The sequence below is a fragment of the Geofilum rubicundum JCM 15548 genome (genome assembly GCF_000974365.1).
Lineage (GTDB): Bacteria > Bacteroidota > Bacteroidia > Bacteroidales > Marinilabiliaceae > Geofilum > Geofilum rubicundum.
Genome location: NZ_BAZW01000073.1, coordinates 1 through 15709, shown reverse-complemented (window position 1 = coordinate 15709; position 15709 = coordinate 1). Strand labels below are relative to the sequence as shown.

Below are 15709 nucleotides of genomic sequence, written 5' to 3'. Positions count from 1 at the left end.
TTCTAAGAATCCGTTTCCTAAGCAATAATCATTGGTGGTGAGGTTGTTTTCAGTTATCCACATGAAGGTCTGCCCTTCCACATATCCGTCGGATGCCGTCCTATCTTTCCGTGGACAGGTCTTTGATGATGCAAAGATTTTCTGCTTTCTTTCCTTCATGTTGGTAACTTTCATTGACTACTCACTCATTAAGGTTCAGCCCTTCCCACCTTGAGGAGTTTAGTGGTACTATGGCCTCTGCTGACTTCTCATGGCAAGTTTTACTCCGTGTTTCATACTCCGTTTCCACACGTCCATGAGACCTCCCGTGGTAAGATAAATAACCTTCATCCCATGTCCCCGCCACATTTACACTTCGGTGTCCGCATAATCTTTGGACTTTGACTTGTTTGGCAGTCTCATCCCACCGATTGTGCCTAATGTGATTCGTGTTCCTCGGGGCAGGACTTTGCCTGTAGGCTTCCTTCAGATTCCACCTCGCGATGGACACCCTTGCCCTTGGCTAATGGTTGGCGATTATGAACCCCCATAGTGGACTTGCACCACCAAGTTATTTACCATGCACGGCACACCAAAAAGAGCACTCCAGACAAAATGCTGTATTGCGCTTTAATACCCAGGAAGGGTATATCGTGTTTAAGCCTGAGGAAATTGCTTATCTGGAGGCCGATCAGGTCTACACCATCATCCGGACCATTGATAGCCGCTTGCACCACGTGACTGTCAATATTGGGAAAATTGAGGCCATGTTGGAGAGAATTGTTTCGTGAGGGTTTCCCGGTCTGGTGTTGTAAATTCAAGGTTAATTTCTGAAATATCACGAAAAAGGCGTTGTTGTACCCTTCGTTGGAATGGGACCGCGCACCAGGTTAAATTGAGCAAGAGTGGTATGGAACGGTTAAATGTATTATTCAGTAAGGAGTGATATTTTAATTTGCTGATTACTCAAACAAACTGCCTACGTGTGAAAAAAAAATTGCAGACCCCCTGGTTTCTTTCATTGCTCATTAGTATCCCCATTTTTATATTAATAGTGGTTTTGCTTCCAATTGATTTTTCCCGTTATCGATTTGAGTTGGATCACCGAATTGTCTCAAACCTTTGGGATTCCGACAGGATTATTTATGCCGATCTCAACAAAAGTGGCTATAGTGAGTTTCTTCATCTCAAGAATGACCGTCTTTCCGGCTCAGCTTCCATTGTAATTCATAGTGGTACCGGTCATTTGCTGGGACAGGTGAACCTTTGGGGTCGTATCTCACCATTTGCGTCTAACCTGGCCACCGGTAATCTTTTCAATGATGGCTATGATGATTTGGCTGTGACTACCTTAAGCAATGATTCTTTGTATTTAAACCTCGTAAATCTATCTAAAATTAAGGGCGAGCATCATATCCGATACCACAACACACGCGTTTTCCTTGACAAAATAAGATTAAACCGCAACAACGGTTATGATTACACATACGGAATCTTCACGAGTGACACAGATGGAGATGGTATAGATGAAGTTTACGTATCTATCTTTGCGGGTTTCTCTCAGTCTCCCAGAAAGTTATATAAGTACTGTCCGGCTTCTAATTCCCTGCTCAAATCCAATACGGACGGCAACTGTTTATCCGGGCACTTGGTTTTCAGGGACATTAATGGAGACGGGAGAAAAGAAATCTTTGGCAATAGTTCTGCGCCCTATAACATTTCTGATACAACAGGATTTAGCTTTCACGATCAGAATTCATACGTCATGGCCTTTAACAATGACCTGAGTTTTCTCTTCAAGCCAATTGCGGTGCAGGGAGGTTACACCGCTACTGGAGTGCAAGTTTTGGAGAATGGAGGTGACGGCATTATTGCTGTGTTGAATAGTTCGCAGACAACCCGCTTTAAGAACCAGACGCTGCGCTTGTACAACCATCGGGGAAAACTATTGCGTTCACTTGAATTACCTCCTTCGGGCCAGGGCAACAGGTATCGCTTGGATCTAATGGCAAATGATTCATTGATTCATCTTGAAGACAGATTTGAAGGTAGGGTTTTCTATTACACGCAAAACCTTGAACTGGCAATGGTTGAGAAAGTTCCTGTACACGAGTTCAATTCGATGGAGCTCGATTTAAACATGCCTGAGGGCATGGTTAAATTATATTACAACGCTCCCAACGGTAAATATGTGATTAAAATGCCCGACCACCAATTTTATCCCATTCATGGGATACCGTCATTTAGTCAGGTTATCTGGGGACTTACTCCAAAACTTGCGGGGAAGGACAAGATAGCAGCTATTTCTATTTTTACTGATGATAGCCTGTATCTTATTCAAACGCATCCAAACCCCTATTATTTTCTCAAAGTTCCCTTCTGGATGTTGGTGTTTGCTGTTGTAAATTTGTTCGGATACTTTATTTTGAACCTTCAGGCAAAGGTTGTAGCCAAACGATTTGAAGAAAGAGAGCGATTGCACAACCTTCAACTGGCATCAGCTTATAATCAATTAGATCCACATTTCACATTCAATGTGCTCAATGCTATTGGGGGTTCAATACTGGAAGGCAGGAAAGAGGAAGCGTATGAGTATTTTACCAATTTGGCAGACCTCATTCGCTTAACGCTTAACAATACGGTGCAATCATCCCGAAGTCTGGATGATGAGATCAATTTTGTTCAAAAGTACCTGGAGATTGAACATTTTCGATTTGGGGATCGCCTGAACTATGAGCTAACAGTTGACAATAAAGTGGATGGCTCAATTGAGGTACCCAAAATGATGATCCAGATATTTGTGGAAAATGCGATAAAACATGGACTTTCCAAAAAACGAGAAGGCGGAAAGGTGAGCATTTCAATTACCGGATCTGGGACGTCGCCGTTAATAGTTATTGAGGATAACGGCATTGGGCGGGCTGCAGCTCAGAAGGTGCAATCGCAATCGTTGGGAAAAGGATTGAAAATAATGGAGGAATATATTCTGCTATTTAACCAACAAAAGGGTACAAGAATTCATTTTGTGGTAAACGATCTGTATGACAATAATCAAAACGCTGCAGGAACAAGGGTTGTCATTCAGGTTAAATAAGCCAGACATTCAATCCTCAGACTATCCGCAATTCGAAAATTTAAAGCCCCCTATCCTACTCCCCCATATTTTGCGCAGCCTATTAAATTGAAAAATCATAACTTTAAAGCCGATATGGAAAAATTCACCGGCATTATACAACGCGTTACCTATCACAACCAGGAAAATGGTTGGACCGTGCTCAAAGTGAGTCCGATGGACCGGCCGCATGAGTTAAAGACCGTAACGGTGCATCAGGCCAATGTGTTTGCCGGCGCCACCATGGAATTTGAGGGAGAATGGACGCATCATGCCAAATATGGTGAACAGTTCAAGTCACACAAGACCTTTGAAGTGAAGCCGGCGAGTGCCTCCGCCTTGGAAAAATACATTGGTTCCGGTTTGATTTATGGCGTGGGTCCCAAAATCGCCAAACGCATTGTGAAGCACTTCGGCAAAGAAACGCTGGAGGTATTTGAAGCGGACATCGAACGTTTGAAAGAAGTCACCGGCATAGCACAGGCCAAGCTCGACCAGATTAAATCATCCTGGACCGAGCACCGGGAAATCAGAAACGTCATGCTCTTTCTGCAGGAATACGGGGTGAGCACCCTGTTTGCCGTCAAAATATTCAAGACCTATGGCAACGAGGCCATCAAAATAGTGCAGGACAATCCCTATCAATTGTCGAAGGACATTTATGGCATTGGCTTCTTTTCGGCCGACAAAATAGCCTTGAGCATGGGCCTTGAAAAAGACAGTCCCAAACGCCTGCGGGCAGCCATCAGTCACGTGTTAGCCGCCAGCAGGGAACAGGGACATTGCTATTTGGAACTGGAGCAAATACTGACCGATGTAAAAACGCTGCTGGATGCCGATTACGCCGATCTGGTGGTTACCAACATCCACCTGATGGAAGCGGAAAATGATTTGAAAGTCCGTTTGAAAACAGACAAGAAGCCGGATATTAAATGCTATTATTCCAAATCACTCTATTACGACGAGTTACACACAGCAGAAATGGTCCAGTCCTTTTTAGAAAAGACCGTCCATGTAGATGCCCTAAGAGTCAAAAAATGGTTGAATCTTTATAATCAGCAGCAGGAATTTCCCTTGAGTGAGGAGCAATTCGATGCCGTATTGGGCGCTTGTCAACAAAGCTTTTCCATTTTAACAGGCGGCCCCGGTTGTGGCAAAACCACAACCACCAAAGCGCTGGTCAAATTGCTTTTGGCCATGAACAAACGCATCACCCTGGCTGCCCCTACGGGCAGGGCAGCCCAGCGCATGAGCGAAGTCATTGGCAGAGATGCCCAAACCATTCATCGCCTATTGGTCTGGCAACCGCATACGGGACAGTTTAAAAAGAATCAGGAGGATCCCTTAGACACGGACTTTGTGATTATTGACGAATGCTCCATGTTGGATATTTCCATATCGGCATCGTTGCTAAAAGCCATCCCCAAAACCGCTCAGGTATTATTTATTGGCGACCCCAACCAGTTACCCTCTGTAGGGGCCGGAAATGTACTAAAAGACCTGATCGAAAGTACCCGGGTTCCCTGCATTCATCTCAGAAAGGTGTTCCGACAGGCACAAGAAAGCGACATCATCAAATTTGCCCACCAAATCATTCAGCGACAAATACCCAAAATAGAATCCCCCGTCAACACCCCTGGTATTTGGGAAGAAAAGACCGATTGTCTCTTCATCGATTCAGAAGAAGCCACCAAGGAACAAATGCTTTTTATTAAGAAGATCACCGAGTCGATGCGCTACGTCATTCAAAACACGGGCGTCGCCTATGTCCGTGAAAAAGCACCGGACGGTGCCACCGACAGCTACAAAACGGTGACCCAGAAAGAGGATATTTTTATTGAAAACACCACGGAATCCGAGATTGAAGAAATCAGAAAAACCGGCGTTCGTTCCTATGTTTTTAATGTGCCCAATGACTACCTGCACGCAGATATTCAAACCTTACTTAAATCGGAGAATCACGCCACCGCCCTAAAAAACATCATTCAAGGCATTCATCCCTGGTCGAGCCTGAATTACGGCTTTGTAGCTTCCGAAATGGTTGTCCGACTCTATTCAAAAACCATAAAAGAACGACTGGGCCCCCAAATGGAAGTGCAGATTTTAAGTCCCATGACCGTAGGGAGTATGGGTACGCGCAACCTCAATCTACTGGTGCAAAACACCTTTAACCCCCAGGATACCAACAAAGCCCAAATGCAGTTTGGTGAACGTATTTTCCGCCTGGGCGACCGCGTTATTCAGCGCAGAAACAACTACGACCTGGAAGTCTTCAATGGCGATATCGGTCGCCTGTCAGCCATTGACAATCAAACCATGACCCTGGAAGTCACCTACCAGTCGGGCCCCCTAACCAGACAAGTCCATTACGAGAAACAAGACATCATAGACCTGGATTTGGCCTATGCCATCACCATTCACAAATCACAGGGCAGTGAATTCGATGTGGTCATCATTCCGGTGGTCCTGCAGCACTTCAACATGCTCTATCAAAACCTCATCTACACCGCCTTAACCCGCGCCAAAAAGATGGCCATCTTTGTCGGCACCCGAAAAGCCCTTGGCATAGCCGTGCGTAACATTGACAACCGCTCCAGAAAAACCATGCTCAAAACCCTGATTCAGGAATAATAACCCAGACTTTAGCTCATTGGAATTTGTGGTGGTGAAAAATATTTTTACATTTAAAACAAAAATAGGTCACATGAAAAGAATTTATAAAGTAAGCATTTGGGCCATAGCCCTACTTCTGTTGGTGATGGGTAGTATGGTCTATATTATGACGAACCAATTTGGGAAAATGGATGCTTTGGAAAATCGTCATGCTAAATTCTCAGAGTTGACCTATTATTCCACAGAGCGCAATGAATTTATAAGTCCGGAAAAACTAATCTTTAACCCTGAACAAACCACCGGCGGCGATCCGGGCTTTGCCCGGTTCTTTAAAACCTCTCCCAACGCACCACAATTTCCACTGCCCAAGCAGATGCTTTCCAAAAATGATTTTTCGGAAACACCTTCTGAATATGCCGTTTATTGGTTGGGTCACTCCACCGTCCTACTTGAGTTGGATGGAAAGCGCATCTTATTCGATCCGGTATTCGAAAATGCAGGGCCCCTTCCCATCATTACCAGAAGATATGATGTATCTCCCTTAAACGAGAAGATCTGCCGGAGATCGACCTTGTCATCATTACACACGACCACTACGACCATTTGGAAACGGCCACCATCAAGTTTTTGGCCGACAGAGAAATACAATTCATTGCGCCGCTTGGCGTAGGTGCCAGACTGGAGGGATGGGGTGTTCCAAAGGACCATATCACCGAATTGGGATGGGAGCAGCCAACCACCTATGGCTCCATAACCATAACCGCTCTCCCTGGCATCCATTACTCCGGAAGGAGTCATAACGATCGAAACCAGACCCTGTGGGCCTCCTATGCTGTAAGGGGAGCAGAAAAAAACATCTTTTCCAGTGGAGATACCGGCTACGGCCGGCATCTCAAAGAAATTGGAGAGAAATATGGACCATTTGACATGGCCTTTGTGGAAATAGATGGTTGGAACAAAGGCTGGCCTTTGACCCACCTGTTTCCACACGAGGCCATTCAATTATGTCAGGACATTGGTACAGAGCATATGCTTCCCACCCATTGGGGAGTCTTTGATTTAGCCTTACACCCCTGGGATGAATCCATTCAAATGGTGGCAAGTGAGGCAGCAGCCAACAACATTCAACTGGTTACGCCCATCATGGGTGAAAAAGTAATCCCAGGCGTAGATCCGACCAATAATTGGTGGGAAATTAAGGCAACTACCCGATAAACCGGATCCCTTTATGGTAATCCTGCAATGACTTCACCGCATAATTACCATTCAAACGCTCTTTAATGCCCACCGTGGCAGCTTTAGCAGCCGCTGTAGTCGTAATGTAAAGCACATTGTGTTTGATGGCATTTTTTCGGATATAGGAATCGTCAAATTCACTCTGCTTTCCGGCCGGTGTATTAACGACCAGCTGAATCTCCCTATTCACCAGCATGTCCACAATGTTGGGGCGACCTTCATGGACTTTCAGCACCTCTTTGGCTTCAATTCCATTTTCAGCCAGAAACGCTTTGGTCCCTTTGGTGGCAATGATGCCAAAACCCATATCGACAAAACTCTGCGCCACTTCCACTATTTTATCCTTATCCCGGTCGGCAATCGTGATCAACACATTCCCTTCAACCGGCAACCTAAGCTTAGTCGCTTCCTGAGATTTAAAGAAAGCCAGTCCAAACGAGTCGGCCATGCCCAACACCTCACCTGTCGACCGCATCTCCGGTCCCAGAACCGGATCCACATCCGGGAACATATTGAAGGGAAATACCGCCTCCTTTACACCAAAATGAGCAAATTCAGGCTTCTTCAGGTTAAAATCACTCAGTTTTTTTCCAAGCATGATCTCCGTGGCAATTTTGGCCATGGGGATATTACAAATCTTGGAGACCAAAGGAACCGTGCGCGAAGCGCGCGGATTCGCCTCCAGAATATACACCTCGCCATCGTAAATGGCATATTGAATATTCATCAAACCCACCACCTTCATCTCAATGGCAATGCGCCGTGTATATTCCTCGATGGTTTTGATCTGCTCTTCCGTAATGGCCACCGGCGGAATAACGCAGGCCGAGTCGCCCGAGTGAATCCCGGCATACTCAATGTGCTGCATCACGGCAGGCACAAAGGCATCGGTTCCATCCGCAATGGCATCCGCTTCAGACTCAATGGCGTCTTCTAAAAATTTATCAATCAACAAGGGCCGGTCGGGCGATACTTCCGCAGAAGCCGCCTTCACATATTGCCGTAACATCGCTTCATCCAGCACTATTTTCATGCCGCGTCCACCCAACACATACGAAGGGCGCACCATCAGCGGATAGCCAATGCGGGCAGCGATTTCAATGGCCTGCTCCTCCGTGCTGGCCATACCGGAAGGCGGTTGAGGAATATTCAGTTTCTCCATGATCTTCCGAAACTGATCCCTGTCCTCCGCCAGATCAATGGTTTCAGGAGAAGTCCCGATGATATTCACCCCATTGGCCTGCAATTCATCGGCTATGTTCAATGGGGTCTGACCGCCAAACTGACAAATCACCCCATAGGGTTTTTCCTTTTCATAAATACTGAGCACATCCTCTACCGTCAGCGGTTCGAAATACAGTTTTCCGGACGTGTCGTAATCGGTGGAGACCGTCTCCGGATTACAGTTCACCATAATGGAATCAAAACCCGCATCGCGAATGGAAAAAGCCGCATGCACACAGCAATAATCAAACTCAATACCTTGTCCAATACGGTTGGGACCACCGCCCAGCACCATAATTTTCTTCGTATCGGCTACCTTCACCTGGTTGGGGGCATTGTAAGTGGAGTAATAATAAGCCGCATCTGCCACGCCACTAACCGGCACAGCCTCCCATGCCTCATCGAGTCCCAGTTTAAGGCGGCGCTGACGAATCTCCTTTTCGGGAATGCTCAGCAATTGCGCCAGGTACTTATCCGCAAAGCCATCCTTTTTAGCCTGTATAAACAAATCGTCAGGCAAGGGACGATTCTTGTAAGTCAGTATCTCTTCCTCCAGTTCAACCAACTCCTTCATCTGCTCAATGAACCAGGCTTTAATATCGGTTTTATCATGCAGTTGTTCCACCGTAGCGCCTTTGCGCAAGGCTTCATACATCACATACTGGCGTTCACTGGTCGCATAAGTGAGCTTCTCCATCAACTGTTCCAGTGAAAGGGTGTTGAAGTCCTTGGCGAAACCGAGACCGTAGCGTCCGGTTTCCAGTGAACGAATGGCCTTTTGAAAAGCCTCCTTGTAGTTCTTGCCAATACTCATGACCTCACCCACCGCCTGCATTTGCGTACCCAGCTTATCGTTCAGTCCCTCAAATTTCTCAAAAGCCCACTTGGCAAATTTCACCACCACATAATCGCCATAAGGCTTATATTTTTCCAGCGTACCTTCCTTCCAGTAAGGCAGCTCATCCAGTGTCAGTCCACACGCCAGCAAAGCAGAAATAAGTGCAATGGGGAAACCCGTGGCCTTGGAAGCCAGAGCTGATGAGCGGGAAGTCCGCGGATTGATTTCAATCACCACCACACGTCCCGTATCCGGATCATGCGCAAACTGCACATTGGTTCCACCAATGACGCCCACACTTTCCACAATGCGGTAGGCATATTCCTGCAAACGCATTTGGGTAGCTTCATCAATGGTCAACATGGGTGCCGTACAAAACGAGTCCCCCGTGTGCACGCCCACCGCATCCACATTTTCAATAAAACAAACCGTAATCATCTGGCCGTTGTGGTCACGCACCACTTCCAACTCCAGCTCTTCCCATCCCAAAACAGATTCTTCAATCAGAATCTGTCCAATCATACTGGCAGCTATGCCTCGCGCAGCAATAACCCGCAGTTCCTCCACATTGTAGACCAATCCGCCGCCGGTACCGCCCATGGTATAGGCAGGCCGCACCACAACCGGGTAACCAAGATCTTCAGCGACTTTTTCAGCAGCTTCAACCGTTACAACGGCTTCACTGCGTGCCATCTCTATATTGAGTTCCGCCATGGACTTTTTAAACTCAATACGGTCCTCTCCCTTTTCAATCGCCTTAAGGTTAACCCCTATGACCTCCACATTGTATTTTTCCAGAATGCCTTTATTGGCCAGATCCAGTGAAAGATTCAGCGCCGTTTGTCCACCCAGGTTGGGCAAAAGCGCATCGGGACGTTCCTTTTTAATGATTTCTGTAACCGCATATTCATTGAGTGGCTCAATATAGGTATAGTCAGCCATTTCAGGGTCTGTCATAATTGTAGCAGGATTGGAGTTAACCAGCACAATTTCATACCCCAATAAGCGCAGGGCTTTACAAGCCTGTGTTCCAGAATAATCAAATTCGCAGGCCTGTCCAATTACAATGGGTCCTGAACCAATGATAAGAATCTTGTGAATGTCGTCCCGTTTTGGCATTTTAATGAAGTTTTAACTGTTTAATAAAGGATCTCATGAAGCGGAAAATGATTTAAATCATAGAATTTTTCACTCCAAAACGGATACAATATTAATAAAATCCGGCGAAAAATAACAATCTGAAAGTATGTTTCGTGGATTATTTGCATAAGGCACTGACCAACAAGCGCTTTGTCAAATTTTAAAAAGTGATCTAAAGGAGATGAGTAGTAATAAATAATACATTGTTAAGCTTCGGCAATCGGGTCCAACGCAATAGCAGAAAAAAATAAAAAAGTGCTCGGTTTTTAAAGACCAATACATCACATTTTAATTTTTAACCTCTTCCGGTTTTATAATATTGTTCATGATAGCATAAACAGTTAATCCGGCAATGGTTTTAATACCCAGTTTATCGGTTATATTTTTACGGTGTGAAATTACAGTATTTGTACTGATGTATAGCTTGTCCGCGATTTCCTTGTTTGAACATCCATGGGCCACAGCTTTTAGCACATCGATTTCCCTTTCGCTCAATTGCTCCTTAATATTACATGAACTGGTTGTTTCCGGTTCATAAAAGAACTCCTGAAACCGTTCAACCATTTCCTTTTGGTTTTCAATGTTCAGGGCGAAATTGGCACAGGGACAATTTTCAATGGGATCGTTCCCGATGAGCAATATTTTACCGCACGGACAAAGTTTGCCTATTTCGTTTAGGTTAATATTTCTGGGTTCGGGTAAAATATCGTCGTGGATAACCACGTAATCTGCACCAGGGGTGGTATGCAAGCATTTTTTCGTGCTTTTGAAGCAATTGGTCTCATACAGATCCGGTTCAACCCCAATTGCACTGATTATGGTTTTAATACCAAGTCTGTATAAGAATTGACCGGCTGCAATTACTACTCTTATTTTTACTACATCATTCTGTTCCACAGGCTTCAAGGATTTTTTGTTCAAGGAGCTTTACTTTGGGTATTAAAACTTTTTCTTCAATCCTTGCATGGTCTTCCAAATCGGCTTCCAATCGGAACAATTCCGTCAAAAGTTTTTGGCAAAGCGCCTTGCAAAACACTGGTGGCAAATGCCGCATGATCAGGTTTTTCAAGTCGCCCAGCTTTAATTCCACATTGTCGTGACTTCTTTCATAAGCTTCAATGGGTTCCTTTTTTATTCGCTCAACCAATTCAACCGGCATGATTTTTTCTTCCAAAGAGCGCTCTAAAGAAATAATATACGGAAATACATTCTCCTCTTCTTTCTCCAGATGATTTTGAAGTTCTGTTTTATACTCTTTAAAAAAATCGTTGAGAAGCTGAATGTTTTTTACGTTTTTCTCCAAGACGTTTTTCTCCATTTTGTCAATATAGCCTTCAATCTCGGGGACTTTTGTTTTCAGATAATAGGTATGCGTATTGCAGAGGTACTGGATGATCAGTTGTGCACTGAAATTTTGCAATTGCTTTTTCGGAAAATATGCCTGGTTATGATAGGAATTTACAATTTCCAGAAAAAACCAAACATTAATAGAATGGTATTCGCATACTTCCGAAACTGTTTTGCCCCCAAAACCATAATCAATGCCAAACCTTCCGATTATCGGGATAAGTCGATAATCCATGTGAATGACATCGGCCATTTTCGTATGGGCTGTAAAAGGTAAATTCTTGTTCATTACATATATGTTGGATTCCATACTAAACAATCAAAGCCGCATTTAAAACAATCATACCCAATACTATAGGCCAAATATAGGATATGGCACCTTGAACAATACGCGTTTGACTATGATTCATCAGAAGTTGATATTTCATTTTGCAAGCTGTTGCCAGATGTTGACATCATATAACAAATGTACAGGTTTGCCATATTCTGTAAAATCCCAATATGTTATGATTTGCATTTTCCTATTCGTTTTTTCGGCACACTTTCAGCGCTTCAATAAAGTGAATTAACCCAAAAATCACATGCCTGAACAAACCGACAGGTTTAAAATATTTGGAAAATTAGTATGCTTCCAAAGGGTTAAAGGGCACATTTCATTACTCAACCCCCGGCACTCATTACTTTTTATTAATCAATAATAATGAGTGCCAAGGGTTTTGGCATCGCAAAAGAATTCACAAATACACCATTTATTGCTGTTTTTCAATATTTTAATTTCCTCCCTGCAGATCACTTCCAAAACCAATAGTCACACTGCCATAAGCCCAAATTTCATGATTAATAACGATTGCCGGGCAACTTCCTTCCTTCTAATTTTGACCCGGAATATATAATTCAACTTTTGTAATGATTTTAGATAAAAATATGAGGTACCGCATTTTGCTATTCTTACTTGTCGTTTTTCAGGCCACCTTTTCGCAAAGCGTAAACATTACCCTTTACGATCGCGGCAATAATGCCCCTCTGCCTTTTGCCAACCTGTGCTTCGAGGAAATTACAACCGGAAAAAAATATTACCGGACAAGCTCAGAAAACGGTATTGCTGATAACCCCATAGAAAATCGGGCTTTAATAGCCATTTCATTTGTTGGTTACAAAACCATAACGGATACTGTGCAACCGGGTGTATCGAAGACCTACTTAATGGAACAGGACCTTTTCAATATGGAACAGGTGGTGGTTACCGGCACACGCACACCCAAAAGGCTTGCCGATGTGCCTGTACAAACCACTGTTATTACCGAAGCGGACATCCAAAAGGCGGGCGCAGTTTCGCCTATGGAAATACTTCAGGACAATATCCCCGGATTGGTTAGTTCGTCAAATGCCATGGGAAACAACATGAGAATCAGGGGACTAAACTCAAGATACATTCTGTTCCTGGTTGATGGTGAACGATTGGTTTCTGAAGGTGCGGGTGGGAATATCAATCTCGATCAGATCGACTTTAATACCGTTGAACGCATTGAAGTGGTAAATGGCGCTGCCTCAGCCCTGTATGGTTCCAATGCCGTGGGGGCCGTAATCAATATCATCACCAAAAAACCGGTGCACAGGTTTGAAGGGGGTATCAGCACCAGCCTGCAAAGCCATAATACGAATAAGGCACAGTTGAACTTTGGCAGCAACCTGGCTAAAACCACTTTGTCGGCATCCATTTTCCGAAACCGTACCGATGGGTACGACCTACCCGAAGGTGCAATGTCGAAACCCCATACCGATTACGGAACAGATATGAAAATAAGCTATAAGCCCTCACCAAATGTTTCTATAGACCTGAATAACCGTCTTTTTCAGCATGAGTTGTTCAACTTTCCGGAATCGATGAACGCAGTGCATCGGTTGGAAAGAAAAGTTACACTTGGCGGAAATACTTCCGTTTCATCAGCAAATGCAAGGAACAACCTGAGCGCCAGCATCAACTTTGACAAGTTTTATAAGTACGATGTGATGGAGCGGAAAGACGACCAGCTGGAAAAGCAAAACGATATAACCTACATTTCCAGCCGCATGGTAAATACCTATTCTTCCGAAGAAAGATGGGAAGCTGTTGCGGGAATTGAATACAATTATGAAGAAATATCAACGGATAGTTCCAAAATACTGGGGCCCGACCCCGCGGTGAAGCGCGTAGGTGATGGCAATATTTTTGCACAATATCAATATAGCTTTATAGAAGGATTTGAGGGTATATTGGGAGGAAGGTTTACCTACAACGAACAATTCGGCACTGCACTCTCGCCCAAACTCTCCCTCATGTTCAAAACCGGAAAGTTTGTATTGCGCGGTGGTATAGGAACAGCTTTCAGGGCACCGTCATTGCAGGAGTTGTTTTATAATTTCAACCACAACGGTTCGTTTTGGGTTTACGGGAACCCCAATCTTATTCCCGAGAAGGGCTTGTATAATTCTTTATCCGTTGAATACACCAGAGGCTCACTGAATGCTTCCCTATCAGGGTATCTTAACCAGATAAGGGACAAAATCACTTCCTACCGTGTAATAAGCCTTTGGGACAGCCCGACCGGTATTATACCAATGTGAGCAGTTCTACCCTTCAGGGAATCGATTTCAACATATCGTATGTCTTACTCCGGCAATTGGTTTTGAAAAGCACCTATAGCTATTGCGATGCACGCGACAACAGCACCGGACTGCAACTGACCAGCAATGTAAAACACAGCGCCACCTTTGCCCTAACATGGAATGGGAAAGTCGTGCAAAGCCCATTTTCCCTTCAGTTTACAGGGCGTTTGACCTCACCCATCCTTAATGAATATATGGAAACCGATGAAGAGGGTATTGACCGGACTATCAGCAACTCATCAAAATCATATAATATTTGGAAAGCAACTTTTATAAAACCGTTCAGGATAAATGCTCACTTATTGGAGTTCACCTTCAAATGCGATAACATATTCAATTTCAGCGATGTATATTTCACTAATCCCGGCAGGCAATACCTGGCTGGCTTACGCTATAAATTCAGATAAATTTTAAAATGTAATTAAATGAAAAAGACAATTTACCTTTTCGGATTATCCCTGATTACCTTGATTTCATGTACCAAAGAGGATGACCCAAAGCCAAAAACGGGCGAAACAAAAACAGTTAACATTGACGCAACTTCTAAAACCACCTGGCATTATTACTCTTTTTCGGAAGAAAGAATCATTGGTTCAGGCGAAGAAGATTCAACATCGAATGCGGCCTGGTTTGCCAGGGATGACTGGGACATTGCAGTTCAGCGCTATTTCATACGAACAAACAGTGGCGCTGCAACTTCCATAGGTTCAAAAGGCGGCGTTTTCACCTGCGATGAAAGCATCACCTTCGCTTCTCTTGAAACAGTACCCGCAGGCGCTGTTTTTGAAACAGATAAGGCCATTACAAAAAGAAGTCATGGCAAGACCTATGAAATTATACTTTCAACTTCACAGGTTATCCAGTTCAAGGCCAATGCCGATGGCAGCCTGGTAATGCCCCCTGTATATCTCCATTCACCGGTATACATTTATAAAACAGCCAATGGGGAAGATATCTATAAGGTCAATTTTACACAATACACAAATGACGATGGTGTGACCGGACATGTTGGGTTTGAAGTGGCTCAATTGCATTAGAATATTTGTTTTAATCCATCTCCCTGCTTCCGGCAGGGAGATTATTTCATTAAAAATATATCTATGTTCAGATCGAAAAGAGTAATTGGGGTCGTTGCGGTTTGTGTTTTTTTACTTACCTGCTGGTTATTGTATTCCAAATTAATGTCCCCTACCAAAATCGCAGTAGTATCCTTCCCCGGTTTTACCGTTGAGAAAATGATGCGGGCCAATACCAGTAAATGGATAAAAATTGAACCCCTGGAACTGGAAGACCTGAACAAACTTAGCCGTTATCCGCTTGGTCTTATCCGCGGGCACGGGGTGCACATTTCGCCCGAACAGCTCGACCAGATAAGGGAAGCATCCGAACAAGGCACAAGAATTTACATAGCCGATGCCACCAACCCCGAATACAACCTCACCAATTTCGAAGGAAAAGCACTCGATTACATCACCGACCTGATGGAGAATAAAGCTCTGCCAATTTCCGCAGCCTGTTCAATTATACCCGTAGCCAAATCGACAAGAAAAAACTGTTTCTTCAAACTACGGAAG

Annotated in this window: 12 protein-coding genes; 9 read left to right on the top strand and 3 right to left on the bottom strand. The window is 44.2% G+C overall.

The genetic code is table 11. The features are described from left to right. The first annotated feature begins 518 nt into the window (after positions 1-518). The 5 genes from JCM15548_RS21810 to JCM15548_RS18580 all read left to right on the top strand — a co-directional run bounded on the left by JCM15548_RS21810 (position 519) and on the right by JCM15548_RS18580 (position 6919). Complete coding sequence (locus tag JCM15548_RS21810) at positions 519-770, top strand: hypothetical protein (RefSeq protein WP_157482951.1); 252 nt, start codon at positions 519-521, stop codon at positions 768-770. Positions 771-964: 194 nt separating this feature from the next. Further along, the gene (locus tag JCM15548_RS18590; RefSeq protein ID WP_062128455.1) at positions 965-3073 is read left to right on the top strand and encodes a sensor histidine kinase; all 2109 of its coding nucleotides are present in this window, start codon (positions 965-967) and stop codon (positions 3071-3073) included. A gap of 114 nt (positions 3074-3187) precedes the next feature. Continuing rightward, a complete protein-coding gene (gene recD2 / locus JCM15548_RS18585) occupies positions 3188-5722 on the top strand; it encodes an SF1B family DNA helicase RecD2 (protein WP_062128453.1) in 2535 nt (844 codons plus the stop codon). 73 nt (positions 5723-5795) lie between these two features. Next, positions 5796-6374: an MBL fold metallo-hydrolase gene (locus JCM15548_RS25875; RefSeq protein WP_262487150.1), complete on the top strand. Its 579-nt coding sequence runs from the start codon at positions 5796-5798 to the stop codon at positions 6372-6374. Further along, on the top strand, positions 6308-6919 hold the full coding sequence (locus tag JCM15548_RS18580) for an MBL fold metallo-hydrolase (RefSeq protein WP_262487149.1): 612 nt from the start codon (positions 6308-6310) through the stop codon (positions 6917-6919). Before JCM15548_RS25875 ends, JCM15548_RS18580 begins: the two co-directional genes overlap by 67 nt. On the opposite strand, the gene carB is transcribed toward JCM15548_RS18580, so the two are convergent. The 3 genes from carB to JCM15548_RS18565 all read right to left on the bottom strand — a co-directional run bounded on the left by carB (position 6909) and on the right by JCM15548_RS18565 (position 11778). Further along, positions 6909-10121, bottom strand: coding sequence for a carbamoyl-phosphate synthase large subunit (carB, locus tag JCM15548_RS18575; protein WP_062128451.1), 3213 nt, complete (start codon positions 10119-10121; stop codon positions 6909-6911). The genes JCM15548_RS18580 and carB overlap by 11 nt on opposite strands. Before the next feature lie 309 nt (positions 10122-10430). Further along, positions 10431-11039 (bottom strand): response regulator transcription factor, encoded by a 609-nt coding sequence (locus tag JCM15548_RS24695; RefSeq protein WP_062128449.1) that lies wholly within the window; start codon positions 11037-11039, stop codon positions 10431-10433. Then, complete coding sequence (locus JCM15548_RS18565; protein ID WP_162198285.1) at positions 11026-11778, bottom strand: hemerythrin domain-containing protein; 753 nt, start codon at positions 11776-11778, stop codon at positions 11026-11028. The genes JCM15548_RS24695 and JCM15548_RS18565 overlap by 14 nt, the downstream gene beginning before the upstream one ends. A 635-nt stretch (positions 11779-12413) precedes the next feature. On the opposite strand from JCM15548_RS18565, the gene JCM15548_RS18560 reads away from it, so the two are divergent. The 4 genes from JCM15548_RS18560 to JCM15548_RS18545 all read left to right on the top strand — a co-directional run. Beyond that, positions 12414-14093 carry a TonB-dependent receptor gene (locus JCM15548_RS18560; RefSeq protein WP_062128446.1) on the top strand — a complete coding sequence of 560 codons (1680 nt, stop codon included), beginning with the start codon at positions 12414-12416 and terminating at the stop codon, positions 14091-14093. Then, positions 14060-14542 carry a TonB-dependent receptor domain-containing protein gene (locus JCM15548_RS25870; RefSeq protein ID WP_062128444.1) on the top strand — a complete coding sequence of 161 codons (483 nt, stop codon included), beginning with the start codon at positions 14060-14062 and terminating at the stop codon, positions 14540-14542. The genes JCM15548_RS18560 and JCM15548_RS25870 overlap by 34 nt, the downstream gene beginning before the upstream one ends. Before the next feature lie 18 nt (positions 14543-14560). Beyond that, positions 14561-15172 carry an HmuY family protein gene (locus JCM15548_RS18550; RefSeq protein WP_062128441.1) on the top strand — a complete coding sequence of 204 codons (612 nt, stop codon included), beginning with the start codon at positions 14561-14563 and terminating at the stop codon, positions 15170-15172. Between the two features lie 144 nt (positions 15173-15316). Then, positions 15317-15709, top strand: a 393-nt coding sequence (locus JCM15548_RS18545) for a hypothetical protein (RefSeq protein ID WP_157482949.1), incomplete at its 3' end; no start/stop codon positions are given.